The 26,337-nt window shown below is 60.2% G+C and carries 16 protein-coding genes; 4 read left to right on the top strand and 12 right to left on the bottom strand.

The window, feature by feature from the left end; translation table 11 throughout:
* The first annotated feature begins 184 nt into the window (after positions 1-184).
* From ACQKPC_RS07235 to ACQKPC_RS07225, 3 genes are all read left to right on the top strand, one after another.
* Positions 185-796: a Yip1 family protein gene (locus ACQKPC_RS07235; protein ID WP_427623868.1), complete on the top strand. Its 612-nt coding sequence runs from the start codon at positions 185-187 to the stop codon at positions 794-796.
* A gap of 55 nt (positions 797-851) precedes the next feature.
* The gene (locus tag ACQKPC_RS07230) at positions 852-2,198 is read left to right on the top strand and encodes a cation:proton antiporter (protein ID WP_427623866.1); all 1,347 of its coding nucleotides are present in this window, start codon (positions 852-854) and stop codon (positions 2,196-2,198) included.
* Between the two features lie 205 nt (positions 2,199-2,403).
* Positions 2,404-2,880: a hemerythrin domain-containing protein gene (locus ACQKPC_RS07225; protein WP_427623865.1), complete on the top strand. Its 477-nt coding sequence runs from the start codon at positions 2,404-2,406 to the stop codon at positions 2,878-2,880.
* 195 nt (positions 2,881-3,075) lie between these two features.
* On the opposite strand, the gene ACQKPC_RS07220 is transcribed toward ACQKPC_RS07225, so the two are convergent.
* The 3 genes from ACQKPC_RS07220 to ACQKPC_RS07210 all read right to left on the bottom strand — a co-directional run bounded on the left by ACQKPC_RS07220 (position 3,076) and on the right by ACQKPC_RS07210 (position 9,011).
* The gene (locus tag ACQKPC_RS07220) at positions 3,076-4,995 is read right to left on the bottom strand and encodes a PAS domain S-box protein (protein WP_427623864.1); all 1,920 of its coding nucleotides are present in this window, start codon (positions 4,993-4,995) and stop codon (positions 3,076-3,078) included.
* Between the two features lie 99 nt (positions 4,996-5,094).
* Complete coding sequence (locus ACQKPC_RS07215; protein WP_427623863.1) at positions 5,095-7,362, bottom strand: helicase C-terminal domain-containing protein; 2,268 nt, start codon at positions 7,360-7,362, stop codon at positions 5,095-5,097.
* Positions 7,359-9,011 (bottom strand): VRR-NUC domain-containing protein, encoded by a 1,653-nt coding sequence (locus tag ACQKPC_RS07210; protein ID WP_427623862.1) that lies wholly within the window; start codon positions 9,009-9,011, stop codon positions 7,359-7,361. The genes ACQKPC_RS07215 and ACQKPC_RS07210 overlap by 4 nt, the downstream gene beginning before the upstream one ends.
* 224 nt (positions 9,012-9,235) lie before the next feature.
* Here ACQKPC_RS07210 and ACQKPC_RS07205 point away from each other — a divergent pair, with 224 nt between their 5' ends.
* Entirely contained in the window at positions 9,236-9,460 is a 225-nt protein-coding gene (locus ACQKPC_RS07205; protein ID WP_007902349.1) for a YgdI/YgdR family lipoprotein, read from the top strand.
* 132 nt (positions 9,461-9,592) lie between these two features.
* Here ACQKPC_RS07205 and ACQKPC_RS07200 read toward each other — a convergent pair whose 3' ends face one another.
* From ACQKPC_RS07200 to ACQKPC_RS07160, 9 genes are all read right to left on the bottom strand, one after another.
* Positions 9,593-10,798 (bottom strand): DUF1624 domain-containing protein, encoded by a 1,206-nt coding sequence (locus tag ACQKPC_RS07200; protein WP_427623861.1) that lies wholly within the window; start codon positions 10,796-10,798, stop codon positions 9,593-9,595.
* Between the two features lie 74 nt (positions 10,799-10,872).
* The gene (locus ACQKPC_RS07195) at positions 10,873-11,247 is read right to left on the bottom strand and encodes a hypothetical protein (RefSeq protein WP_427623860.1); all 375 of its coding nucleotides are present in this window, start codon (positions 11,245-11,247) and stop codon (positions 10,873-10,875) included.
* 286 nt (positions 11,248-11,533) lie between these two features.
* Complete coding sequence (locus ACQKPC_RS07190) at positions 11,534-13,387, bottom strand: polyurethane esterase (RefSeq protein ID WP_427623859.1); 1,854 nt, start codon at positions 13,385-13,387, stop codon at positions 11,534-11,536.
* A 97-nt stretch (positions 13,388-13,484) separates the two neighbouring features.
* The gene (locus ACQKPC_RS07185) at positions 13,485-15,185 is read right to left on the bottom strand and encodes a polyurethane esterase (protein WP_427623857.1); all 1,701 of its coding nucleotides are present in this window, start codon (positions 15,183-15,185) and stop codon (positions 13,485-13,487) included.
* A gap of 23 nt (positions 15,186-15,208) precedes the next feature.
* Positions 15,209-18,304, bottom strand: coding sequence for an autotransporter domain-containing protein (locus tag ACQKPC_RS07180; protein ID WP_427623856.1), 3,096 nt, complete (start codon positions 18,302-18,304; stop codon positions 15,209-15,211).
* A gap of 217 nt (positions 18,305-18,521) precedes the next feature.
* Positions 18,522-21,479: an autotransporter domain-containing protein gene (locus ACQKPC_RS07175; RefSeq protein WP_427624005.1), complete on the bottom strand. Its 2,958-nt coding sequence runs from the start codon at positions 21,477-21,479 to the stop codon at positions 18,522-18,524.
* A gap of 235 nt (positions 21,480-21,714) precedes the next feature.
* Positions 21,715-23,085, bottom strand: a complete 1,371-nt coding sequence (locus ACQKPC_RS07170; protein WP_427623855.1) for a TolC family outer membrane protein — start codon at positions 23,083-23,085, stop codon at positions 21,715-21,717.
* Between the two features lie 2 nt (positions 23,086-23,087).
* Positions 23,088-24,437 carry an HlyD family type I secretion periplasmic adaptor subunit gene (locus ACQKPC_RS07165; RefSeq protein WP_007902362.1) on the bottom strand — a complete coding sequence of 450 codons (1,350 nt, stop codon included), beginning with the start codon at positions 24,435-24,437 and terminating at the stop codon, positions 23,088-23,090.
* Positions 24,434-26,209, bottom strand: a complete 1,776-nt coding sequence (locus ACQKPC_RS07160) for a type I secretion system permease/ATPase (RefSeq protein WP_427623854.1) — start codon at positions 26,207-26,209, stop codon at positions 24,434-24,436. Before ACQKPC_RS07160 ends, ACQKPC_RS07165 begins: the two co-directional genes overlap by 4 nt.
* Positions 26,210-26,337 lie beyond the last annotated feature (128 nt).

Genomic DNA, 26,337 nt, shown 5'->3' with positions numbered 1-26,337 from the left:
CTAAACCCGTCGGAAGTCCAAGCGAACTCAACGAGCGCGCCTGGAACAACCTTCAACGCTTGTAAACATTCCCTCCAGCCGACCGCCCTTGGTACCCCCCGATAAAAAATGAACCCCCGGCGATGGATGCACCTCAATACTTCTAGGGGCCCCTATGCCGGGCCGCTTGTATCTGGAGGTCGTCATGTCCGCACATTTCGTCAGGCTGTTCACTCAGCCCAATTTCGTCTGGACAGATATTCGTAAGGATGAGGAAGCGCATCCGCGCCATTACCTCGCTCATTTGCTGGTGCTCGCCTTGATCCCCGCCGTGTGCCTGTTTATCGGGACTACCTACGTCGGCTGGAGCCTGGCCGAGAACGAAACGGTCAAGCTCAGTACCACCAGCGCCCTGCAACTCTGCGGGCTGCTGTACCTGAGCATCATTGTTGGTGTGGTGCTGATGGGGCTGTTCATCCGCTGGATGTCGCGCACCTTCGATTCACGCCCCACCGTCAATCAGTGCATCGGTTTTGCCGCCTACACCGTCACCCCGTTTTTCCTCGCAGGCATCGCCGGGCTCTACCCGAGCCGCTGGCTGGCGATCACCGTGCTGGGGGCCGCCTCCCTCTATTCAACGTTTCTGCTGTTCGTCGGTTTGCCGATCTTCATGCATGAGCGCAAGGAGCAAGGCCTGCTGAATGCGGCGAGCGTATGGGGCGTCGGGCTATTGGTGCTGGTGACTATCCTGGTGGAGATGATTCTGCTCTGGTTCAACTATCTTGGGCCTGAGTACTTGCGCGTGACTGGCGTTTGATTTTCCTGAGTCCGCCATTCAACGGCGGTCGGCGGTACACCTCCGAGAACCGGGCATGAGCTTCATTGTATGGGTGGCGGTGTTGGGTGCGGTGCTGCTGACCCTGGCACTGACCTCGTCCTATTTGCGCTGGATGCCGGTGACCACGTCGGCGGTGTGCCTGGCGCTGGGCGTGGCGATCGGTCCGGGTGGCCTGGGCCTGCTGAAGCTGGACATCAAGGATGCGGCGATCTGGATGGAGCACCTGACGGAAGTCGCGGTGCTCTTTTCGCTGTTTGTCTGCGGACTCAAATTGCGCCTGCCGCTGAAGGATCTTCGATGGCGGGTGGCGTTCGGCCTGGCGGGACCGGTGATGATCTTGACCATCATTGGCGTCTGCCTGCTACTGCATTACGGTTTTGCCCTGGCGTGGGGGCCGTCGTTGCTGATCGGGGCGATTCTGGCCCCCACCGATCCGGTACTGGCCTCGCTGGTGCAAGTCAACGACGCAAGGGATTACGACAAGGTGCGTTTCGGGCTCTCCGGTGAAGCGGGCCTCAACGACGGCATCGCCTTCCCTTTCGTGATCCTCGGCTTGCTGTTTGTGCAACAGAGCGGCAATAGCGAGGCCTGGCTCAGTGACTGGGCATTGAAAAGTGTGCTGTGGGCCGTGCCGGTCGGTTTGTTGACCGGTTACTGGATGGGCCACGGCATCGGTCGCTTGACCTTGTCGATGCGCATCCGCAATGCCGACAGCACCATTTCTCCCAACGATTACCTGACCCTGGCCCTGATCGCCCTCGCTTACGTGGCGGCCGAGGAGATCAATGGCTATGGCTTTCTGTCGGTGTTCGCCGCCGGCCTCGGGTTGCGCCAGGCCGAAGTCAAATCCACCGGTGACACTTTGATTCCCGCCGAGCATCTGGTGCAACCGGTGGTCGGCCACCAGAACGTCGAACCTGAGGCTGCCGTCCACGGCGACGTGGCGAATCTGCCAGAAACCCAAGTCGCGGCGGGCATCATGATGGGCGACATGCTGGCATTCGGTAGCCTGGTGGAACGGGCCATGGAAGTGTTTCTGGTCACCCTGCTGGGCGTGGTGCTGGTGGGCCACTGGGATTGGCGAGCGTTGGTGGTTGCACTGGTGTTGTTCTGTGCCATTCGCCCCTTGTGTGTATGGATCATGCCGTGGGGGCGCTTGCTGGACGGTCGCCAGAGGCTGTTGATCGGCTGGTTCGGGATTCGCGGCATCGGGAGCTTTTATTACCTGTTCTACGCCTTGAACCATGACCTCGGTCCGGCGGCGGCGACGCTGTGCACCGACCTGACGTTGTCGGTGGTGGCGCTCAGCATTCTGGTGCATGGCATCAGCACTCAACCGATGCTGGCCCGTTATGAGCGGCGCAATCAGCAGGACGTCTGACGAACGTCGGTCAACCTGCACTGAACAGCAAACTGGATTCATGCAGGCTGCACGATAATGGCCAGTTAAAATTCATAGCAACTGATTGTTTTTATTTGGGTTTTCTTAACCTTTAAAACAGGCACGGGAAATGCTCCAGCAGTGTGAGCGACAACGGCAGGAAGACCGTTTGCGCTTGACCCGTGACTAAACAAGAGGTTCGATCATGAACGCCATTGACCTGTTGAAAGCCGACCATGAACGCGTAAAAGACATCCTGACCCGGCTGAGCGAATCCACCGAGCGTGGGGTTAAAAAACGCACCGAGTTGCTGGCCAAGCTGGAAATGGAGATTTCGATCCATACCCGCCTGGAAGAAGAAGTCTTGTACCCGGCATATAAAAAGGCCGGGGGCAAGGAACAGGATGTGATGTATTACGAAGCCAAGGAAGAACATCGCACCGTCGATTCGCTGGTGCTTCCCGACCTGAAAACCACCGATCCCGCGAGCATCGAATTCGCCGGCCGAGTGAAAGTGGTCAAGGAGTTGCTGGAACATCACATCGAAGAAGAGGAAAAGGAAATGTTTCCTCAGGCCAAAAAGCTGCTGGGCAAAGCGACGCTCGACGAATTGGGTGTTGAGATGGAAAGCCTGAAAGCCCGGTACAAAAAAGAGCTGGGCGCGTCCAGCCTCGCGGCTTGATGGGGGGAATAGCAAAGCCCGGCGAATGACTTACGAGAGTCTTGAATCAGTGAGAAACCTGTGGCGAGGGAGCTTGCTCGCGCTTGAGTGCGTAGCGCTCACAAAAATCGGCAATGATTGTCAGATTTTTGGGGCCGCTACGCAGCCCAACGCGAGCAAGCTCGCTCGCCACAAAGGTTTACATGAGGGCAACGGTCACTTCATCACCAGGGCAATGATTTCCACCAGATTGAGTTGGGTAAAGGGTTTGGACAGGCGTGGGAGTCTGGCCGCCAAGCCTTCCAGACGCTCGGCGTAACCGGTGGCGAGGATGATCGGCAGCTGTGGCCTGATGTTGCGGATAATCTGCGCCAATTGCTCGCCGTTCATTTTGGGCATCGCCATGTCCGTAATGACCAGGTCAATCGCGGGTTCACTGTCGAATAGCTCCAGCGCCTGCGCGCCAGACGAGGCACTGATCACCCGATGGCCGAGGTCCTCGAGCAACAGGCTGGTACTGGTCAACACCAGGCTGTCGTCGTCCACGACCAACACACACAGACGAGGCACCCGCGACATGGCTGTTTCCTCGATAGCGGGTGTGGTGGTCGAGTTGGCGAGTGCAACGGGTAACCAGAGTTCAGCCGTGGTGCCGACGTCCTTCCGGCTTTTCAGAATGAAGCGTCCTCCCAATTGCTCTATAAACCCATGAACCATCGACAACCCCAGGCCAGTGCCTTTACCGACGCCTTTGGTGGTGAAGAAGGGGTCCATGGCCGACGCCAGGGTAGCGTCATCCATGCCCTCCCCCGTATCCGTGACACTCAGGCAGACATAACGACCTGCCGTCAGGGATAACTTCTGATCGTGGACCTCATGTGTCTGGGCGCTGATGATGAGTTTCCCACCATCGGGCATGGCATCACGGGCGTTGGTCGCCAGATTCAGCACCGCCAGCTCCAACTGGTTGACATCGGCCATCACCGGTTCGAGTTCGGGAGCAAAGCGGGTTTCTATGCTCACCGCAGGCCCCAGGGAGCTGCGCATCAGCCCGGTAATCCCCTGTATCAGTGCTGGTATCTCAACGGATTCGGTCTTGAGTTCCTGACGCCTGGCAAACGCCAGCATGCGCTGGGTCAAGGAAACGCCACGCAAGGCGCCTTGAGTGGCGTTGTCGAGCAAACGGGTAATTCTCGGGTCGTCTGCCGCACGTTTACGAACGATTTCCAGATTGCCGAGAATAACGGTCAGCAGATTATTGAAGTCGTGGGCGATCCCCCCGCTGAGCTGCCCGATGGCCTGCATCTTTTGCGCCTGAAACAACGCTTCGCGGGTTTTCTCAAGGGCTTGCTGGGCTTGGGTCACCTCGGTGATGTCCCGAGTGATTTTGGCAAATCCCAGCAACGTGCCGGTTTCGCCCCAAATCGGGTCGACTACGACATGCGCGAAAAACCGCGTGCCGTCCTTGCGCACGCGCCAGGCCTTGTTTTCGAATCGCCCCTCGCGTGTAGCGATCTCCAGCGCACGCTGGGGTTCACCGGCTTCGCGGTCCTCAGGGGTGTAAAACATCGAGAAATGCTGGCCGATAACTTCTTCGGGCCGGTAGCCCTTGATTCGCTGAGCCCCCAGATTCCAGTTGGTCACGCGTCCATCCGGGGCGAGCATGTAGATGGCGTAGTCGGTGACGCTTTGCACCAGCAGCCGGAACTGCTGCTCGCTTTGCTTGAGGGTTTCTTCGGCCATTTTGCGGTCGGTCAAATCCCGGGTGATCTTGGCAAAACCCAGCAATTTGCCCGACGGATCGCGAATGGGATCGATGATGACGTGGGACCAGAAATGCGTGCCGTCCTTGCGAACCCGCCAGCCTTCGCCCTCGAAACGCCCTTCGTGAATGGCGGTATCAAGGGCGCGCTGAGGCAAACCGGCCTTGCGGTCCTCTTCGGTATAAAAACGCGAGAAATGCTGACCAAGAATCTCCGCCTCCTCATACCCTTTGAAACGCTTGGCGCCAGCGTTCCAACTGGTGATGATGCCATCGGGGTCAATCATGTAGATCGCGTAGTCCACCACGGCATCGATCAGCAGACGAAAGCGCATCTCCTCGATGGCATTGATCTTGGTCCGGTCATCGCTCATGGAGCCCTGTCCTTATTGTTGTTCTTCTGGAGTATGCGACAAACCACTCGTTTGGAAATTCCAAAAAACCAATACGCGGTGAGGACACTACTCAACAGACTAAAAAGGCGCCGATTTCATCGACCACCAGCGCGGCAGCAATTGCTTGACCTTGCTCTCGCCAAATCGGTCATCGATCAGCATCACTACCCCTTGATCCTGCTGAGTGCGGATCACCCGCCCCGCTGCTTGCACGACTTTCTGCACGCCAGGAAACAGGTAGGTGTAGTCATACCCGGCACCGAAAATCGCCGCCATGCGCTGTTTCATCTGTTCGTTGACCGGATTGAGTTGCGCCAGCCCCAGTGTGGCAATGAATGCACCAATCAACCGCGCGCCGGGTAAATCGATGCCTTCGCCGAATGCGCCACCCAGCACCGCAAACCCGACGCCCTGACCATGGAGGGTGAATTGATCGAGAAACGCCTGACGCGGCCCTTCCCCCATTCCCCGGGACTGCAACCACAGCGTGATGTACGGATGCCGCTCGGCCAGCAACTGCGCCACTTGCTGCAAATAATCGAAGCTGCTGAAGAACGCCAGGTAGTTACCGGGGCGTTGGGTGAACTGTTTGGCAATCAGCTCGACGATGGGCTCAAGGGACGCCTGACGGTGGACAAAGCGGGTCGAAATCTGGCTGACGATGTGCACTTGCAGCTGATCGGCGTGAAATGGCGACTCCACATCGATCCACACCGTGTTCGCCGGTGTTCCCAGCAAATCCGCGTAGTAATGCCGAGGGCTCAGGGTGGCGGAAAACAGCACAGCGCTACGCGCAGCAGTCAGGCGCGGGCGAATGAAAGCGGCCGGCACCACATTGCGCAGGCACAGTTGCGACAGGTTGCGCTTGCGCTCGAGGTCGCGTTTGCTGATGTCGAACAGGAAATGCTCATCGAACAGTTCAGCCACGCGGCCGAATTGCAGCATGTCGAAGTAAAAATTCTGTAATCCGCTGTCCAGGCCTTGGGGATGATCGTTCAGGTAGTCGCCGATGCTCGCGCAGCATAAGGACAGCGCCTGAAGCAGTTTTTCCGGGGCTTTGTCGTAGGCCTGATAGGGGCTGAGTTGCTGATCATGCAGCGCATTCCATTCGCGATTGACCCGCTGCAAGGATCTCTTCAGTGCATCAGGCGCGGTTTTTCGCACGCTGTTCAACGTCGCCTGGTCGAGACTGGCGCTGTACATCTGCCGGCCACGCTCCACCAGATTGTGGGCTTCATCCACCAGCACCGCGACTTTCCAGTTATTGGCCTGGGCCAGCCCGAACAGCAACGCACTGAAGTCGAAATAATAGTTGTAGTCGGCGACCACCACGTCCGCCCAGCGGGCCATTTCCTGGCTGAGGTAGTAGGGACAAACGTCATGCTGCCGGGCAACCTCGCGCAAGGCGCTCTGGTTCAGCAGGCTCAATTGGCTGGCGGCCTGACGTGCGGCCGGCAGACGATCATAAAAACCCTGGGCCAACGGGCAGGACTCGCCATGGCAGGCCTTGTCCGGGTGCTCACAAGCCTTGTCCCGGGCGATCATTTCGAGAACTCGCAAGGGTGGAGCATCGGCGCTGTCGAGGATGACCTGAGCGGCGTCCAGCGCCAATTTGCGCCCCGGAGTTTTCGCCGTGAGGAAAAACACCTTGTCCAGTTGTTGCGGCGCCAGGGCCTTGAGCATCGGGAACAGCGTGCCAACGGTCTTGCCGATACCGGTCGGTGCCTGGGCCATCAGGCAACGACCGGTGCTGACCGCCTTGAACACCGATTCGGCCAGATGCCGTTGCCCGGGACGAAAATCGGCATGGGGAAATGCCAGCTGTTGCGCCGCCAGATTGCGCCCTTCGCGATGGGCCATTTCCTGTTCGGCCCAATGCAGGAACAACCCGCAATGGTGTTCGAAGAACAGCTGTAGTTCGGCGGCGCTGAAGGCCTCGGCCAGACAGGTTTCCTTTTCGCTGACGATGTCGAAGTACACCAGCGCCAGATTAATCTGCTCCAACTGCAGTTTCTGGCACATCAACGCGCCGTAGATCTTCGCCTGCGCCCAGTGCAACTGCTGGTGATTGGCCGGTTGCTTGCTCAGGTCGCCACGGTAGGTCTTGATTTCTTCAAGGCAGTTTTGCGCCGGATCGTAGCCGTCCGCCCGGCCCTTCACCGTCAAGGTTCGATACTGGCCCTCAAGCGCGACTTCGTTCTGGTAACCCTCGCTGCGCCGTGAGGCCACGGTGCGATGCCCGACGATGCCCTCCAGCGCGGTCGGCGACGGAGTGAAACGCAGGTCGAGGTCGCCAACCTTGGCGGTGAATTCACACAGCGCCCGCACCGCAATGCTGTAGCTCACGCGCCCTGCTCCGCCCATTGCACGTAGCACACGGCAATCGGCATCTGGTGTTCGTGACAGAACTCCAGCCAGCGCAATTGATTGTCTTGTAGCCGATCGCCGGGGCCTTTGACTTCGATCATCCGGTAGGTTTTGTCTTGCGGCCAAAACTGAATCAAGTCCGGCATGCCGGCGCGGTTGGCCTTGATGTCGAGCAGCAGGCGATTGAACCAGTGCTTGAGGTGTTCGGCGGGCAGACAGGCAAGTGCCTGCTCCAGCAGTTCCTCACTCAGCGCGCCCCAGAATACGAACGGCGACTGCACGCCCCACTTGGCGCTGTAACGCTCGCGGACAGTTTGCACATAACGCCCGTCATCGAGTTCGGCGAGGCAGGCCTGAAACAGATCCGCGCGCCGCGCATGAAAGTCTTCGTTGAGCAGGTCCACCGGACCGCGCTGGAACGGGTGAAAAAACGCCCCCGGCAACGGCGCGAAGATCGCCGGCCAGCACAGCAACCCGAACAGTGAATTGATCAGGCTGTTCTCGACGTAATGCACCGGCGCTGAATCGTCCGCCAGGTGGGCCTGAACGTAAGACTCCACCGACAACGCCGGATCGTGCCGGGGCAGTTGCAGGTCCAGACGCTGCATGGCCCGAGGGGCTGGCCGCTTGATCGGCGGCCCACCCAGTTTGCGCCGCAGTCTGGGCAGCACACGCAATAGATGCTGATGCTCGGCGGCGCTTTCAGGGGCTTGCTCGGCGTGGGTGGCCAGGTCCATGGCCAGTTGATATTCAGCACAGCGCTCCAGCACGCGAATCAACCGCAGACGCGCGCCGGGGTAGGCGCATTCGCGGTAGAGGTTCAGGGCAGTGGAAAAATCCGCGACGCGCTCGCAATGCTGGCCGATCTGGAACAGCAGTTTGCCCCGACGTTTTTGCAGCCAGGGATTGTCGAGCTGCAGCCCGTTGATCTGCTCGACAATGTCCGCCACGTCTTCACCGGCCTCGAAACGCTGCTGGCAGAAGTGCAGAAACAGGCAGGCATCGACGTCCTCGCGACTGCGCAAGCCGCGGGACTCGGCACAGAACTCGACTTTCTCGTAGGTGAAGATGCCGAGGTCGGCCAGCACGAACTCCGACCAGTCCTGGTAAAGATTGCCGAAGAACATCAGCCGCAGCCGGTCGCACAGGCCCATGACGGTCAGGCTGAACAACCGCTCATTCAGCGCCGGACACCACTGGGCAAAACTTTGCGCCTCGGGAAACTGCTCGCTCAGGGCCGGCAGCCAATCGGTCTTTTTGCCTTTGGGCTGATCGATGGCGCCGCCAAGGCACTGGAGAATCTCGGCCTTGAGCAACACCTCGAACAAGTCCTCGATGTGCAACGGCGACTGCTCATCGATCCAGCCCGATGCCAGTAGCGGCGCCGCAGCGCTGTCGATGTCGCCGATCTCGGCGTAACTCAATTTGCCGGCCCTGAAATGCACGCCCTTGCGCATCACCAGTCTGACCAGCAGGGCCTGGGACTCGCGGGGCAGTCGATTGAAGTCGCGGATGAAATCCTGCTCCTCGACGCTCAATACATCGGCATAGCGATGTTCAAGCCAATCAAGCACTTGCATGAAGTTGTTCAAGTAATAGAACGGGTCGTCGAGAGGATTTACAATCACGGGCAAAAAGGGCCATGGCAAACGAGTACTGGTTATGCGTACAGATACCAGCTATGCCCCACCCGGTGCAAACGGAAAAGGATCAGTGGCGACGCTATTCGGCAATTTTCGGGTGACCATCGAACTTTCTGCCATTCCATCGCACCAACCGCGTTAGAGGTACAGCGACGATTGACCTCAAGCGGGGCTGTCGAGCTGTTTTTATTCAGTGATGAGAGGTGTGTATGAATATCAAGACTCTGGGTTTGCCCTTGGCAGTAGCGGCCTTTCTGGCCCTGGCCGGTTGCTCGACGCCAACGGTTGTTACCCTGCAGAACGGCACTCAGTATTTGACCAAGGACATGCCGAATACCAAGACCGAGGACGGCTTCTTTGAGTTTGAAGATATTTCCGGGGCGAAGGTGAAAGTCCGGGCCGATGACGTGGCCACGGTTCGCAAAGAAGACTGACACAGAACCTGTAGGAGCGAGGCTTGCCCGCGAAGAATGCACCGCGGTTTTTCAGGCATTACGCGTGATCTTTCTTCGCGGGCAAGCCTCGCTCCTACAGGATTTTCATCGCTCAAACTTCTCGGTCTTTGATCAGAGATATTTGAGAATCGCGATGTCGCGACGGCGCTGTTTGAGGTTGGCGAACCAGCGCGTCGGGAAGAACAGCAACACCCCGAGGATCACGCTCCATAGCCAGACCATAGGCAGGTTGTCGAAGCCGTAATAAGTGCCCTGATTGGTGCCCCAAATCGCGACGGCCATCAAGTACATCGCCTTGAGCACGTACAGGTGCAGCAAATAGAAAAACATCGGCGCACCGCCGTAGATCGCCAAGGTCGCGGTGGACCAGCGATCCTGAGCTTTCTCGAACAACGCCAAAAGAATCAACCCCAGACCAAGCGTCGGCATCAGGAACATCAGCGATGGCGGGTACTTCTTCGCGCTCAGGAAACTCATGAAAGTGCGCAGCGACTCACCGGTTTGCACCCAAGGCTTCTCGCCATAAACATTCAAGTAGCGGATGAACACGAAGGCCACCAGCAGGCCGCAGCCGACTTTCAGCAACCGCGAAATCCGCTCCGCCGGTTCCATGTCCTTGCCGAACCATGGCCCGATGGCCCAGCCCAGCAGAATCACCCCGATCCACGGCAACACCGGATAGGTGGTGCGAGCCCGGGTGAACTCGGTGATGTCGATGAACACCCGCTGATGCAGGATTGACCACGGCACAAAGAACGGCGACTCAGGCCCCACGGTCACACCATCGAGCAGGTTGTGCCCGGCGACAATCGCCACCCCGAGCACGATCAGCCAACCGCGTTTGAAGTGCAGCAACCCGGCGAGCACGATCATGCAAATGCCGATGCACCAGATCACTTGCAACCACAATGTCTTGGGCGGGAACTCGGCGTTCCAGGCGAAGCACACGAACGTAAGCTCCAGAAACACCAGGAACAGCCCGCGCTTGAGCAGGAACACCGACGTCTCGTTGGCCGTGTGTTTCTGGCTGTAGAGCCAGGCCGACAAACCGGTGAGGAAGATGAACACCGGGGCGCAGATGGTGCTCAGCAGTCGGGTGAAGAACAGGTCCGGGGTCACGCTCAAGGCGTCGATCGGGTCGGTCACCTGGCGGTGCAGCAAAAAGGTTTCCCGCACATGGTCGACCAGCATGCAGAGCATGACAAAGCCGCGCAGGGCATCGATGGCGAGCATCCGGGTATTGGTTTTTGCAGCGCTGCAGGCACGCGCAGAAGAAACACTTCCCGTCTGCCCTGCCACGCTTGTGGATAGGGTCATATCAGTCACTCATGTCGTGGTCAGTGGGCTCAGCCCTGTTGCTTCAGCCTGGCAACGCCTGTTGCGATCATTGCTCAGTGAATCCCTGGAATGCTGTTATCGCAGGAGAGGGACTGCCCTCCTTGCCGGATCAGTTGTTCCTGCATCCGCTGACAACGCTCCCGTTCTTGCTGCATCGAACGATCGATACTGATATTGCCGGTTTTCTCCGGTTGTTTACCGTCGCCCAGGCGCACTGTCACCCAGGGCTGTTCCGGCTGGATTTGAAAGCGAGTTTTTTCTTCGATGGGTTTGGCAGGTTTGGCGGTTTCGATCGCGGCCGGTTCTGGCAGTTGATCGGAGGTGACCCCGTAACGGGTCAGAATCGAGCTTTGAGGCAGTTCTGCGGCGGCTGTTGCCGATATAAAGGCCAGCGCCAGCCCGAAGGTGTACCTCTTGCTGTTACTCACGTTGCTAAATCTCCTGTACTCGAATGGCGGCATGCAGCACCTGCGTTATAGTATAACGAGTATGTGGGCTGATGGTTTAGTGCCAGATTCCTGTTGGTGCAGGTATTGGAGTTCGAGAGTGACCGGTGGGTCACGTAGACAGGCAGGTTTACCGCGTTATCGTTCATCGCGAGCAAGCCCGCTCCCACATTCGATCTTCAGTGAACACCAAATATGGGTACGCCTGCGATCAAAATGTGGGAGCGGGCTTGCTCGCGAAGAGGCCCTTACCGGCGCCGCATCACCCTCAGGCGATCACAATCCCCCCACCGGACAAACTGTCCAGCCCGACACCCACCAGGGTCACCGAATCACTGCCAAACGTCAGCAACGTATCCTGCCCTACCGCCGTGGCATGGGCCCGGTAGTCATCGTTCGGCGCAACGCCCTGAACCCCTAGGAATACCAGTTTGTCGTTGGCTTGATAGCCCACCACCCGATCCTGGCCAAACGCCCCGCTGAACAGGAACGTGTCGACCCCGCCGCCTGATACCAGCAGGTCATTACCCGCCCCGCCGACAAACACGTCGTTGCCGGTGCTGCCGATCAAATGGTCGTTGCCATCGAAGCCAAACATCCAGTCGCCGGTTGCGTGCGCATTGAGGGTGTCGGCGCCGGTCGTGCCCTTCACGCTTGAGGCGTACTGGGTCAGGTTGCTGCCGGTCACAAGGCCATTGCCGGTGACGCTGTGGGTCACGTCATCCTTGAACACCCCCCAGAGAAAACCCGGCTCCTTGGTGACGATGCTGCCGATGTCGCGAGTGATGCTGATGCCGCCATTGGCGTCGCGCACGTACAGGTTGCCGGCACCGTCATTGGCGAAGACGAAGTTCTTCACCGACTGCTGCAGGTCCAGCACGTTGCTGCCCTTGCCGCCCAACAGGATGTTGTAGCCGCCGCTATCGCGGAAAGTGTCGTTACCGTCGCGGCCTTCCAGGTAGTCGCTGCCCTTGCCGCCCTGGATCAGGTCATTGCCGTCGCTGCCGATGATGAAGGTGCTGCCTTTATGGGTTTCGGCGTTGCGGTTCAAATCCTGGACCCAGGTGTTGCTGCGCGCCGGGTCCGAGAGGTTGGCGACGATAATGGTCGAATCCTTGCTGGTCAGGTCGTAGAACTGCGACTCCAGCACCCGGGTCATACCGTCGCCGTAACCGGTGGGCAAGTGCGAGATCCAGGTGGGGATGTTGAGGATGGAATACGGCAGCACGTTCCACGCCGTCGAGGCGTAGTGGTCGTTGAAGCTGACGATGTTATCGGTCGTCGAATCCTTGGCGGCATCGTGCACGCCTACCGAGGCCAGGTTGAACGACGAGCCATCGAGGGCGCGGAACACCGGGTCGTTTTCATAACCGATGTTCAGCACTTTGTCGCTGCTGCTTTGGGTCGGTGAGGCGTAGGCGATGTAGTTGGAATCCTGGTAGAACCCGGACCACTTATCGCTGCTCAAGTCCGCCAGGCTATTGACCGCCAACCCGCCGAGGCTGTGGCCGCTGACCAGTACGTTCTTGCCCGAAAGCCCATTGGCCTGGGCAAACGCTGCAACGTCACTGAGCAGATTGCCGAAGGCTTCACCTACGTAGTTTTTCGCGTAATCCTTTGGCCCTAGCGCTGCCATCAGGTCGTTGATCACATCACCGATGGAGTCGCCGATCTGGATTTCCCGCGGGCCGCTGGTGCCGCGAAAAGCGATGCCGATTTCGGTGAGATGACCCTGGGCGTCGTACTTGCCGAGGATCTCCACTTGGGCGCTGGTGTAACCGTCCTTCTCGCCGAAGAAGGTTCCGCGAGCGTCGGTCTTGCCGTCATAGCCCAATTGCGCGGCGGTGATCGGTGTCCAGCCGGCTTTTTGCACGGCTTCGAGAGCAGCCTTTTCCGAATCGGGGTTCCAGGGAATGCCGGGAATGACGCCCTGGGAATCGGTGCCGCCGATCAGCGCGGTGACCAGGGTTGCCGGCAAGCCCAGGCCGAAGCCGTTTTGCTGGTAACCGGTGGCGAAACCGTTGTCGAGGTTGTGATAGGAATACAGCGTGATCGCCATGGCGTCGCTGAACAACGCCTTGGAGTCTGCTGTGCCGAAGTTCTTGTAGTCATACACACCCATTGGTATTGCCTCTCTCTTTGTTGGAATTGTCAGAGATAGCTCACAGCCAGGACGCCTCAATCACGAGGCGCCCCGGAGCCTTTAGTGCATGCAGCTTTTACGCAAACGTAATTCCCGAAGCCGAGAGATTATCCAGACCTACGCCCACCAGCGTTACGGCGTAATCGCCAATCTTGAGCACAGTGTCGTTGCCGGCCTGGGTCGCGTGCTGGGTGTAGTCATAGCCCTGCCCCGCGCCCTGGACGCCCATGAACACCAGTTTGTCGCTGCCCTGATACCCATTGATCGCGTCGAAGCCGAAGGCCCCGCTGAACAGGAAGGTGTTGTTGCCGCCCCCCGAGGCCTGCATCACGTCATTGCCCGCGCCACCGACGAAGGTCACGTGGCTCTTGTCGCTGCGCAGCAGGTCGTCACCAGCATTGCCGAACAGCCAGTCACCGTCGACGCTGGCCACCAGCGTATTGCCATAGGCATCGCCGTTGAGCGAGTGGTTGTAATGGGTCAGTTCCGTGCCATTGAGCAAGCCATTGGCGGTGACGCTGTAGGTCACCTCCTTGCTACCCCACCACGAACCCGACTCCTTGCTCACCAGCGCGCCGATGTCGCGGGTCATGCTGATGCCGCCGTAGGCATCGCGCACGTACAGCGTGCCGTCGCCGTCATTGGCAAAGCTGAAGTTCTGCAACGGTTTCTGCAGCTCGAAGGTATTGCTGCCCTTGCCGCCCAGCAGCAGGTTGTAGCCACCGTCATCGCGGAACCGGTCGTTACCGTCTCGGCCTTCGATGAAGTCATTGCCCGCGCCGCCCTTGAGCCAGTCATTGCTGTCGGTGCCGATGATGAAGGTGCTGCCGGTGTGCGGCTCGCCGCTACGGCCCAGGTCTTCGACCCAGGTACTGCCTCGGGACGATTCCGACAGGTTCGACACGATCAGCGTCGAGTCCTTGTCGGTGAGGTCGTAGAAGCGCGAGTCGATCACCCGGTTCAAGCCGTCGGCATAGCCCAACGAACCGTGGGCTGACCAGTTCAGCGGATTGAGAATGCTGAACGGCACCAGGTTCTGCGCGGTGGAGGCGTATTGGTCATTGAAGTTGACGATGTTGTTGGTTGCCGAATCCTGATGACCATCGTGCTTGCCCAGCGAGCCACTGCTGAACGTGGTGCCGTCGAGCACTCGAAACACCGGGTCGTTTTCGTAGCCGATATTCAGCACGTTGTTGCCGGTGGCACTTTGGGTCGGCGAGGCGAAGGCGATGTAGTTGGCGTCCTTGAAGAAACCGCCCCAATTGTTTCCGCTCAACTCCGCCAGGCTGTTGACCCCTAACCCGCCAAGGCTATGCCCGCTGACCAAGACATCCTTGGCACTCAGGCCGTGGGCGATGGCAAACGCGGCGACGTCTTTGAGCAAAGTGTCGAAGGCGTTTTTCGCGTAGTTCGTCGCGTAATCCACCGGGCCGACCGCGGCCAGCAGATTGTTTTTCATGTCGCCGAAGGTGTCGCTGTACCCCAGGCCACCGGTGCCACGGAAGGCGATACCGATGCCGATCAGCTTGCCTGCCTCGTCGTATTTACCGAGCACTTCGGCTTCGGCGCTGGTGAAGCCGTCCTTCTCGCCATAGAAGGTGCCTTGAGCCCCGACGTTGCCCTGATAGCCCAACGCTGTGGCGCCAATCGGCGCCCAAGCGGTCGCCGGCAGTGGCTGGCCGGTTGGCGTGTACGCGTAGAGCGTCAGCGCGATCGCGTCGGAGTACAGCGCCTTGCCGGCCTCACTGCCGGCATTTTTGTAATCAAACAGTCCCATGTTCTTGCTTCCTTAGCGTCAAATCAGAACTGCCAGTCCAGGGTCAGGCCCACACCGTGGTCTTTTTCCCGGGAGCCGAGCAGCCCGTTGTAATCCAGGTTCAAACGGGTATCGCGGCCCAGCGCCAATCCGGCACGGGCACCGACTACCGCGGCATCGCGGTCCATGGACACGCTTTGCACGCTGAACGCGGTGTTGCCATTGACGAAGGCCAAGTGGTCTTCGGAACGGGTGTTGCTCAGGTTGTGCTGCCAGCCGAGCGTGCCGGACAGTTCCAGCTGTTGCTGGTCGGACAACGCAATGGCTTTGCTCGCCCGCAGGCCAAGGGTCGAGAGCACCACGTCGCGGTTGTTTTCACCGCCCTTGAGTGCGGCGGCGTCACCTTTTTCGCTGAAGCTTTCAGTGTTCAAATGCACATAAGCCAGATTGACGAACGGCTCCAAAGCGACCGGTTGCAGGTCCAGGCGATACGCCGCTTCGGTGAACAGTTGCGCGGAGGTCGCATCGCGTTTGGATTTCTGCTTGCCGCTGACGCCGTTAAATTGCAGGTCACGTTTGACGTCGATGCGATGCCAGCTGTAAGCGCCCCCGACGCTCAGGCGCAACGCGTCGATTTCATGGCCCAGGTACGCACCCAAGTGGTAGCTGTCGACCGAGGCCGACGAGTGCGTGCCATCGCCCATGCTCAACGAGCTGTCGCTATAACCGGTGACGAAACCCAGTCGGGTATCTTCAGCGATCAAGCCATCGACACCGGCCAGCAGCCCGCCAATGGAGCTGTTGGAACTGGCGTTGTCATGCCCGCCATCGCTCTTGCCCCAGGCACCGAGCACTTTGAGCCAGGCGTTGCTGCGGTCATCGGTGGGTGCCCCGGCGTCGAACAAATCGTGCTCACGCAGACGCTCGCCGACTGCATCGCGCAGGTAGCGGCTGTCGTTGATCAGCAGCGTGCCGATTGCCGGATGAATCTCACCGGAGAGTTGCTGGAACGCTTGTTGCGCGACAGCGGCGGTCGGCGACAACAGCAGGGTTTCGTAGAGCGGATTGCCTGCGCCCAACTGCTCGGCGGCAGCGGCCACGGCGCGTTGGTTCGGGGTTTGGCCAACGCTGGTGAAGGAGGTCGCGTTGCGCACCACCGCCAGTTGAATGCCGCCAGCCGAGTAGTCGAGGGTGCCGCCGAGGAACAGGTAGTCCGGCACCACTGCACCGAAGCGCCCTTCGATCCCACCGGCCGCTTGCAGAATGTTGTACTGATTGCCGAGCAGGGATTTCGCTTCGCTGGTGGTCAGCAATGTCGGGCTGTTTTCCAGAGACAGGCTAACCGTTGCGCCTTCGATCACAGCCTTGCCGCCGGCAATGATCTGGTCGCTGCTGGTGGGCGACAGCTCTACGGCGTAGGTCGAGCCAGGCTCGAAAGTCACGTCGCCCGCCACCTGCAAGGTACCGATGGAGTTGCCGGGCGCCACGGTACCGCCGCTTTTCGCGGTCAGCGCCGCGATGCTGCCGTTACCGCCGAGGATCCCGCTGTCATTGACGGTGACGGCCGACAGCAGCGAACCGTTGATGGCCAATCGGCCCTGATTGACCAGGGTCGGGCCGGCGTAGGTATTGGCGCCGGTCAGCACCAGTGTGCCGATGCCCTGCTTGGTCAGGCCACCATGGCCGGAAATGTCGTTGCGCCAAACGTCGAGCCCGCAATGCACGTCATTGCACACACGCTCGGTGGGTTTGCCGGCGTCGATGATCGCGCCGATACCCGGCAAGTCCGCGACAAACTGGCTGGAGCCGTAGGCGCCGTCGATGCGGAATTCCTCGGGAATGTCCTGCTCGGTCACGAACATCGCCGGGCCATCGATGCCTTTGCGCAGGTTGATCATGCCCCAGCCGTACAGCGAGTCGACGCCGGGTGCGCCGAGGTCGGTGGCGGTGGTGCGCAGCACGCTGGCGACTTGCGCGCCGGTCATGTACGGGAAGCGTTCCATCAATACCGCCACCGCGCCTGCAACGTGCGGCGCCGCCATGGAGGTGCCGTTGTAATTGGCGTAGCCGGTAGTCAGGTCATTGGCATTGGTGCCGCTAATAATCGAGCTGTAGATGCGGCTGCCCGGTGCCGACACGCAGAAACTCGCGGTGTAGCCGCAACGCGACGAGAAGGTGCTGATGTTGTAAGGATCGGGACTGTTAGTGTCCGGATTCCTCTGCAACGCGGCGACGGTCATCCAGTTCGGCGCGATCTCCGGGACGAAGTAGCCGAGGCCGGCGATGGCGTCCGGGTTGTTGAGGTTGTAGTCGTTGCCGGCGGCGAAGATCGTCACGATGCCACTGCGGGCCGCCGCGATGGCGCCGTCGTAGGCACCGCCGGGTTTGGTCCCCAGCAAGGTCTGGATCTCGTTGAATTGCAGTTGTGCGTCTTGCACGGTGAAGTGCGGGTACGCCGGATCCCGACCGCCGAGGTCGAAACGATCCGTGATGCCGATGCCCCAGCTGTTGTTGATGATCCGCGCGCCGCTGGCGATCAGGGCGTCCCAACCGGCCTTGTACACCGCGCCGTCGTTGCCGCGAATGATCCCGTCTTCCGGGCCCGGGTCACCGTTGTCGGCACTGATGATTTGCGCACCAAAGGCAACGCCGTGCATCGGGCCGCCATCGCGACTGCCCGCGGCGATCCCGCCAACGTGAGTGCCGTGGGCACCGAGTTTGCCGTTGGAGCCCACCGAGGGCGAACCGTCATACAAAAAGGCATCCCCGGCTTTGACCGGAATGTACGGGTCGGTGTATTCGCGGATGCCACTGGTGACCAGAGTTATCACCTTATTGGCCCCGGAAAACTCCGGGTGCAAGGCGTAAACCGGTTGATCGAAAATCCCCAGCTTCACGCCTTTGCCGGTGTAACCGGCGGCGTAGGCCTCCTGAGCGTTGATCGCCCCCAGCCCCCAATCGGCGTTGAACTCTGTGCTGCGCCAGCTATCGGGATCGCCTGTCCTGCCGTTTTCCACGTAGGGCACCGCGTGTGCGGTGCCCAGGGTGGCCAATGCGCAGAGCAAGGCGCGATTGAGGGTTTTTAAAGTAGTAAACGTGCTGCCCGACCGAGCGGGCGAATTGTTGTTTTCAGCTCTCATCCAGCGACCATCCTTAGTTATGTTGCCAAAATCCTTGTGCCTCAAGGCCCACCCAATTCCTGTCAGCCAAGGCACGGAACCTGTGGGAGCGAGCCTGCTCGCGATAGCGTCGGGTCAGTCAATATTGATGCTGAATGTTCCGCCGTCATCGCGAGCAGGCTCGCTCCCACAGGTTTGCGCACCTTGACTAGGCATGAGGGCAATCCCTTCGCTGCCGTTAAAACTGCCAATTGAGACTCAGCCCGACGCCGTGGCTCTTCTCGCGGCTGGCCAGTTGGCCGGTGTAATCAAGGTTCAACCGAACATCCCGGCTCAAGGCCAGGCTGGCATGGGCGCCCACCAGCGCCGCATCGCGAACCAGTGGCGAGCTTTCCACCACGAACGGAGTGCCACCGCTGGCGAACGCCAGGTGTTCCTCGGAGTCGGTGTTGCTCAGGTTGTGCTGCCAACCGAGGCTGCCGCTCAGGTCCAGTTGTTGCTGACCGGACAGCGTTACTGTTTTCAGTGCGCGTACGCCCAGGGTGCTGAGTACCGCGTCACGCCGGTCGCCACTGCTTTTGAGCGCGGCGGCGTCACCTTTTTCGGTGAAGCCCTCGGTGTCGAGGTGCACGTAAGCCAGATTGGCGAATGGCTCCAAGGCCAGTGCTTGCAGGTTCAAGCGATAGGCCGCTTCGCCGAACACCTGGGTGGTCCCGGCGTCGACCTTGGTTTTCTGTTTGGCAGTGACGTCGCCGTATTGCAGGTCACGTTTGAGGTCGGCCCGATGCCAGCTGTAGGCCCCCCCGGCACTCAGACGCCAGGCGCCCAGTTCGTGGCCGGCATAGGCGCCCAGGTGATAACTGTCGACCTGCGCTGATGAATGAGTTCCAGAGCCCATGCTGACCGAGCTATCGCTGTAACCGGCGACCAGGCCGACACGGGTTTCGTCATCCACTGCGCCATCGACACCGGCCAGCAAACCGCCAATCGACGTGGTGTAGCCGGCGGTGTCGTGGCTGCCATCGGTCTTGCCCCAGGCGCCCAGTGCTTTGATCCAGCCGTTGCTTCGGGAACCGTTGGCTTCGTTGAGACGCTCACCGACCGCATCACGCAGATAACGGCTGTCATTGATCAACACCGAGCCCAGCGCCGGGTAGATTTCCCCCGACAACTGCTGGAAGGCCTGTTGCGCTGAACTGGCGGTCGGCGACAGCAATAGGCTTTCGTAGACGGCGTTACCCGCGCCAAGCCCTTCAACAGCGGCCGCGACATTACGCTGATTCGGCGTTTGCCCGACGCTGGCGAAGGTTGTGGCGTTACGCTCAACGCTCAACTGAATGCCAGTCGCGGCGTAATCGAGGCTGCCGCCGATGAACACGTAGTTGGGCAGCACCGCGCCGAACTGGCCTTGAATGCCGCCCGCCGCTTGCAGGATGTTGTACTGATGGCCCAGCAGGCTTTGCACTTGTTGGGTGCTGAGCAAGGTCGGGCTGTTTTCCAGGGACAGGCTCACGGTGGCGCCACTGATCGTGGCCGTACCGCCGGCAATAATCTGGTCGCTGCTGGTGGGTGACAGTTCGATGGCATAAGTCGAACCCGGTGCAAACATCACATCGCCGCTGACTTGCAACGTACCGATGGAGTTACCGGGTGCCACGGTGCCACCGGCATTGGCGGTCAAGGCAGCGATCCGTCCGTTACCGCCGAGAGTGCCGCTGTCATTGACGGTCACCGCCGACGTCAGCGAGCCGTTCACCGCCAGCAAACCGCCGTTGACCGTGGTCGGGCCGCGATAAGTGTTGTCACCGGTCAGCATCAACCGCCCGGCACCGGACTTGATCAGGCTGCCTTCGTAGACTCGGTTGGCGGCGGCGGAATCACGAGCCATGCCCACCGCGTAGTCGGTCTGATCCTGCTGACTGGCACCGACCGGCACACCGCTCTGCCAGCCTTTGTCCAGCAATTCCTGTTGCCAGGCGCTGCGTTCGGCGGCGTCTTCGGCCTGGCGCTGAATCAGCGCCTTGTCCGTGATGTCATGACTCCAGACATCGCTTTGCCCGGCCCCCAGATTGGCGTCGAACGACCCGAGCAATTGCCCCGGCCCGCGCATCGCCCGTTCGAGGTTGGCCACGCCCCAACCGATGTGCGTACTCGGTGCCTCGGTGATCGAGCCGTCGAGCTGGGTCGCGGTGGTCAGCAGCACCTCCAGCGCCTGCTGGTTGTTCATGTACGGATAGCGTTCCATCACCAGCGCCAATGCGCCGGTGGCATGCGGCGCGGCCATGGAGGTGCCGGATTTGATCGCGTAACCGCCACCGGGAATGGTGCTGTCGACCTTCGCGCCCGGCGTTGTGATACACCAATATTTGGCGATCCCGCACTGGTTGTATTTCTGCCGATTGCTTTGATCCAGCCCCGACACCGCCAGCCAGTGGCCTTCCAGGTCCGGCTGAAAGTACGGCAAGGCCGAACGCACGCTGGCATTCGGGTAGCCGCTGTTGCCGGCGCTGAACACGTTGATCACGCCACGCCGCGAAACGTCGGCGGCGGCGTCGAGCCAGGTGCCTTTGTTCCAGTGCTGGGCGTAGGCAGCGTGCAGGTCGTCGAGGGTTCGGTAGCTGACGTCCGGCGGCTGACTGCCCCAGCTGTTGTTGATCGCGCGTACGCCAGCATCCGCCAGGGCGTTATAGACCGCAGTGAAGTAGCGCGGGTCGGGGTTGGGGCCAAACAGGAAACTGTCGTTCTTGTTGGTGTTGCCGACGTAGATTTGCGCGTTGTACGCCACGCCGTGCATGCCGGTGCCATCCCGGGAAGCGCCCATGGTGCCGGTGACGTGGGTGCCGTGGGAGTCGTTGTTTGTATTGAGCGTACCGTCGACGTTAAATGCTGAGCCGTCGACATAGCTGCCGCTGGCCGTCACCGCGTGATAACGGTCTGCGGCAAATTCGGGATGGCTGGAATCGAACCCGGAATCCAGCGCGCCGATTTTCACGCCCTTGCCGGTGATGCCGGCGGCATAGGCTTGATCGGCCTGCATGCGCGCCAGGCCCCAATCGCGCTGGAACTCTGTCGAGCGCCAACTGGCTGCGTCGCCGGGTTTGCCGGTTTCCAGATAAAGCGCCTGGGCTGGGCCTGGTACTGATGAAATCAGGAGCAATAGCGTGCCGACCGACATCGGCTTGATCTGTACGTCCATGTGCATGACATCTCGCTTTCTTGGCGTTTTTAGAGTTGTAGTCCCCCGGTTCAGGGGCGGTGTTTCATTGCTAACTCAAATACTGTGTCCCGGTGCCCTGTGGCGAGGGGGCTTGCCCCCGTTGGACGGCGAAGCCGTCCCAAAACCGGAATCGGTGATTCAACAGACATGTCGCATTTGCCGAACTTGCGACTGCTTCGCAGCCGAACGGGGGCAAGCCCCCTCGCCACAGGGGTTATTGGGTCTTCGTTGGCCGGCCTTGGCCGAAGGCCTCATCCACCTTGGCCAGGTCCTGGTCGCTCAAGGTTCCGGCGTAGTAGTGCAATTTGGTCCAGGCCATCAAATAGTCGTAGCGCGCCTGGGCCAGATCCCGGCGGGTGGTAAACAGTTGTTGTTCGGCATTCAGCGCATCGAGGTTGACCCGTTCGCCGCCCAAAATGCTTTGTTTGGTCGAGATCACCAGCGCTTCCGCCGACGTCAACGCCTTCTGATAAGCCCGCAATTTATTAACCCCCGACAGGCAGGCGCTGAACTGGCGGCGCAGCTGGATCAAGGTTTCCCGGGTCTTGCCATCCAGTTCGTATTCGGCCTGTTCCATGGTGCGGCTGGCCTGCCGGGTCGAGGCCGAAACCCCGCCACCGGCATACAGCGGCACATTGACTTCAATGCCAATGGTGTTGGTGTCGTAGCGCTGGTTGTAGGTGTTGCCGCTTTCCGATTCGTTCTGGCGCACCGAGGCGTAGGCGCTGACTTTTGGCAGGTGGCCGGCGCGGTTGCGTTCCACTTCGTAGCGCGCCACTTCCACCGCCTGACGCTGGGAGGCCAGGTTTGGGTTATTGGCCACCGCCATCTCGTGCCAGGTGTCGTAGTTGGCCGGTTGCAGGGTGAAGGTCTGGAAGTTCTGATCCAGTGGCGTCAGGTCGGCAATGTCGATGGCCGGCACGCCAATCAGTGCGCCCAGCTCGCGCAGGGCCGCATCCTGTTCGTCACGCGCCTCGATTTCCTCGGCGGTCGCCAGTTCATAACGTGACTCGGCTTCGAGGATATCGGTGCGCGTGCCCTCGCCTTGGCGGAACATCTGCTCGTTCTGCTGAAACTGCTGCTCGAAGGCTTTTTTCTTGGCCCGCGCAATGTCGATCTGGTCCTGAGCGAACAGCGCCTTGGTGTAATTCTCCAGCACGCGAACCAGCAGTTCCTGGCTCTTGCCGCGGAAGTTTTCGTCAGCGAACAGCGATTGCGCCACGCCTTTGCGGTACGCCGCATAAGCCTCGTAATCGAGCAGCGGCTGTTGCAGGGTCAAGGTCGAGCCGTAACTGCTGTAGTTGCGGTCCTCGGTGAAGTCTGGTCTCCCCTCATTAATCTGAGTGACCTTGGAGGTGTTACGCCCCTTGTTGTAGTTGTAACCCAGCCTCGGCAGCAGGCCTGCGCGGCCGATGGCGCGGTTTTCAAGGCCTGCATCGCGCTCCTTGATGGCGCCGAGAAACACCGGATCATTGCGTAACGCTTGCTCATAAATGTCGAACGGCCCCAGGGCCATCGCGCTGTTGCACGTCAGCAACGCCAGGGTCGCTGCGAGCAGGGAAAACTTATTCATACAGCCGAACATCCTTATTCCTCGGTCAACGCGGAGCCTGCCCGGTCGAGCAGCGGTTTGAACAAATAGTTGAGGAGTGAACGTTCACCGGTACGCACGAACATTTCTGCCGGCATGCCCGGCTTGATCACCAGACCGTTGAGTTTTTCCATGGCCTGATCACTGACGCTGCTGCGCAGCACGTAGTACGGCACACCGGTTTTTTCATCGACCATCTGGTCGGCGGAGATCAGGCTGACTTCGCCGGGGACTCGCGGGGTGCGGCTCTGGTTGAACGCGGTGAACAGAATGTCCACCGGCAAGTGCGTGCCGACCTTGTCGATCAGGTTAATCGGCAAGTGCCCTTCCACTTCCAGGCGGGTACCTTGCGGGACGATCTCCAGCAGCGTGTCGCCCTGACGTACCACCGCGCCTTCGGTATGAACCCCAAGATTGACGGCGATGCCGTCGGCGGTGGCGATGATTTCGCTGTGTTGCAGGTCGAAGCCGGCGGAAGTCAGTTGCTCTTCCAGGGTCACGCTTTTGAGTTGGGCGTCAGCCAGTTGGCTGCGGACTTCCTTCTGGTATTCCTCGCTGTGCTGTTGCAGTTTCAGCCGGGATTCAAGGATGCCCTGCTCCACCCGGCCGCTTTCACCGGTGTTTTCTGCCAGCTGTTGCTGCACTTGCGACAACTGACGCTGGTAATCCATCAAGCGGTTGCGCGGGATGTAGCCGTTGTCCGCCAAGGGCTGAAGATTGCTCAACTGTTGTTGCAGGGAACTGGCCTGGGCCGTCAGGTCGGTGCGTGCGCGGCGCATGCCGGCCAGTTGCGCGCTGGCGCCTTCGATATTGGCGCGCAGGGCGGCTTGCTCGCGGGAAAACGCTTCGCGACGGCTGCTGAACAATTGCCGTTGGCCTTCAAGCACCAGGGCCAGGCGCGGGTCAGGATCGTTGCTCAGCTCGGCAGGGAAATTCACCTGTTTGAGGTTGTCCCGTTCACTCTGCCAGCGTGCCAGGCTGGCCCACGCCATGCGGTATTGCGCTTGCAGCGATTGCACGTCGGCCGCGACCTGGGTCTGGTCGAGGCGGAACAGCGGCTGGCCCTGCTTCACCACCTGCCCTTCGCGCACCAGAATCTGGCTGACCACGCCGCTGCTCATCGATTGCACGGCTTTTCGCTTGCCCGAGACCACCACGGTCCCCTGCACCGGAATGCCTTGATCGAGCGGCGCGAGGCTCGCCCACGTGAAGAAACTGCCAGCACCGACAATCGCCAGAATCCAGCCCATGCGGGCGAAGAAACGCGCGTCGCGCTCAGGGCGTTCGGCGATGTAGTCGTGTTCCATCGTCGCTTCGCTGTCGTCGTTCATGCGTGTGCTGCTCATACACCCGAATTCCTTGTCGTGGGCTGATACTGCCGGCTCATGCTGAGCCCGCCCGGTGCCTGTGCAGGTTTTTCACGTTGCTGCTCCTGAGCGCCGGACAGCGCCTTGAGCACTTCCTGGCTTGGGCCGAAGGCCTGCAAGCGACCTTCGTTGAGCACCAGCAATTTGTCGGCCTGGGCCAGGGCCGAAGAGCGATGGGTAACCAGAATCACGCTGGTGCCCCGGGCTTTCATTTGCGCGATAGCGCCGGCCAATGCCGCTTCGCCGACGGTGTCGAGGTTGGAGTTCGGTTCATCCAGCACCACCAGGCTCGGGTGGCCATACAGCGCTCGAGCCAGGGCCACACGTTGTTTCTGGCCGCCGGACAAACCGCTGCCGTCCTCGCCAAGCACGGTGTCGTAGCCTTGCGGCATGCGCAGGATCAGTTCATGAACACCAGCCTGTTGCGCGGCTTCGACGACTTTTTGCGGATCCGCCTCACGGAATCGGGCGATGTTTTCGGCGATGCTGCCGCTGAACAGTTCGATGTCCTGGGGCAGATAACCGATGTAAGGGCCGAGGTCGTCGCGGTTCCAGCGATGAATGTCCGCGCCATCGAGCCGCACCGTGCCGCCGAGCGTCGGCCAGACGCCGACCAGCACTCGGGCCAGGGTCGATTTACCCGAGCCGGAAGCCCCGAGCACGCCCAGCACTTCCCCGGCGCCCAGGTTGAAATTGACCATGTGCAAGGTCGCTGCCCGTTGCCCCGGCGGGCCGGCGCTGACTTGCTCGAAGGTGATCTGGCCTTTCGGCGCCGGCAGCGCCATGGCCTCGTCAGTCGGCGGGTAGGCTTGCAGCAAGGCGTCGAGACGGCGGTAAGCGAGTTTTGCGCCGCTCCACTGTTTCCATACAGCGATCAACTGATCGATGGGGCTCAGTACCCGGCCCATCAAGATGGAACCGGCGATCATCATCCCGGCGGTCATGTCACCCTGAATCACCAGCAAGGCGCCCAGCCCCAGCACCAGGGATTGCAGGCACAGGCGCAGGGTTTTGCTCAGGGAGCTAATAACCGCGCCGGTGTCACTGGCCTGATTCTGCAAGCCGAGAAAACGCGAGTGCACCTGGAACCAGCGCTTGCGCAAGACACCGAGCATGCCCATGGCCTGAATGGTTTCGGCGTTATGCAGGTGACTGGTGGCCAGTTGGCTGGATCTTTGGGAAAACCCCGCGGCTTCGCCCAAAGGCTTTTTGGTCATGGCCTCGTTGAGGCAGGCCAGCCCGATCAGCAGTACCGCGCCCGCGGTGGCCAATACGCCGAGCCAGACGTTGAACAGAAAGATCACAAACAGATACACCGGAAACCACGGTGCGTCGAAGAAGGCAAACAGCGCCGGGCCGGTGACGAATTGGCGAATATGGGTCAAGTCGCCCAGGGATTGCCCCGCGTTGCCCTCGCCCTTGAACAGGTTGCGCTCGAAAGAGGCTTGATACACCCGCAGGTTGAAGCGGCGCTCCAGTTGGCTGCCGATACGGATAACAATGAAGCTGCGCATGATCTCCAGCAAACCGATAAAAGCGAAGAACCCGACCACCATCAACGACAACATTGCCAAGGTGGTTTCGTTTTGCGAAGACAGTACCCGGTCATAGACCTGCAGCATATAAATCGATGGGACCAACATCAGCACGTTAATCAGTGCGGTAAAACACCCGACGCTGATCAGGATGCTCTTATAGTCGCCCAGTGCCTTGAATAACGGTGCGGTGGCCGGGCTCTTCGCCATCTTCATTGGTTTTTCCTGAGGTATTAATCCTCGCCTTACTTGACGAGGTTCCAATTAACTGTCCGCACATGGCCGAGACATTCTTTTTGCCGGTTATCGCTTACACACTAATAACAACTCTTTGGGTTCTTCAA

Source organism: Pseudomonas sp. NPDC089918 (assembly GCF_050280605.1).
In the GTDB taxonomy this organism is placed as follows: Bacteria; Pseudomonadota; Gammaproteobacteria; order Pseudomonadales; family Pseudomonadaceae; genus Aquipseudomonas.
This window is presented reverse-complemented; position numbering and strand designations above follow the sequence as displayed.

Bases quoted from the DNA above. Each gene is read 5' to 3' on its own strand.
- ACQKPC_RS07170 (WP_427623855.1), bottom strand. From the start codon at position 23,085: ATGTTCGGCTGTATGAATAAGTTTTCCCTGCTCGCAGCGACCCTGGCG.
- ACQKPC_RS07235 (WP_427623868.1), top strand. From the start codon at position 185: ATGTCCGCACATTTCGTCAGGCTGTTCACTCAGCCCAATTTCGTCTGG.
- ACQKPC_RS07190 (WP_427623859.1), bottom strand. From the start codon at position 13,387: ATGGGTGTGTATGACTACAAGAACTTCGGCACAGCAGACTCCAAGGCG.
- ACQKPC_RS07185 (WP_427623857.1), bottom strand. From the start codon at position 15,185: ATGGGACTGTTTGATTACAAAAATGCCGGCAGTGAGGCCGGCAAGGCG.
- ACQKPC_RS07220 (WP_427623864.1), bottom strand. From the start codon at position 4,995: ATGAGCGATGACCGGACCAAGATCAATGCCATCGAGGAGATGCGCTTT.
- ACQKPC_RS07225 (WP_427623865.1), top strand. From the start codon at position 2,404: ATGAACGCCATTGACCTGTTGAAAGCCGACCATGAACGCGTAAAAGAC.
- ACQKPC_RS07200 (WP_427623861.1), bottom strand. From the start codon at position 10,798: ATGACCCTATCCACAAGCGTGGCAGGGCAGACGGGAAGTGTTTCTTCT.
- ACQKPC_RS07175 (WP_427624005.1), bottom strand. From the start codon at position 21,479: ATGGACGTACAGATCAAGCCGATGTCGGTCGGCACGCTATTGCTCCTG.
- ACQKPC_RS07205 (WP_007902349.1), top strand. From the start codon at position 9,236: ATGAATATCAAGACTCTGGGTTTGCCCTTGGCAGTAGCGGCCTTTCTG.
- ACQKPC_RS07230 (WP_427623866.1), top strand. From the start codon at position 852: ATGAGCTTCATTGTATGGGTGGCGGTGTTGGGTGCGGTGCTGCTGACC.
- ACQKPC_RS07180 (WP_427623856.1), bottom strand. From the start codon at position 18,304: ATGAGAGCTGAAAACAACAATTCGCCCGCTCGGTCGGGCAGCACGTTT.
- ACQKPC_RS07160 (WP_427623854.1), bottom strand. From the start codon at position 26,209: ATGAAGATGGCGAAGAGCCCGGCCACCGCACCGTTATTCAAGGCACTG.
- ACQKPC_RS07165 (WP_007902362.1), bottom strand. From the start codon at position 24,437: ATGAGCAGCACACGCATGAACGACGACAGCGAAGCGACGATGGAACAC.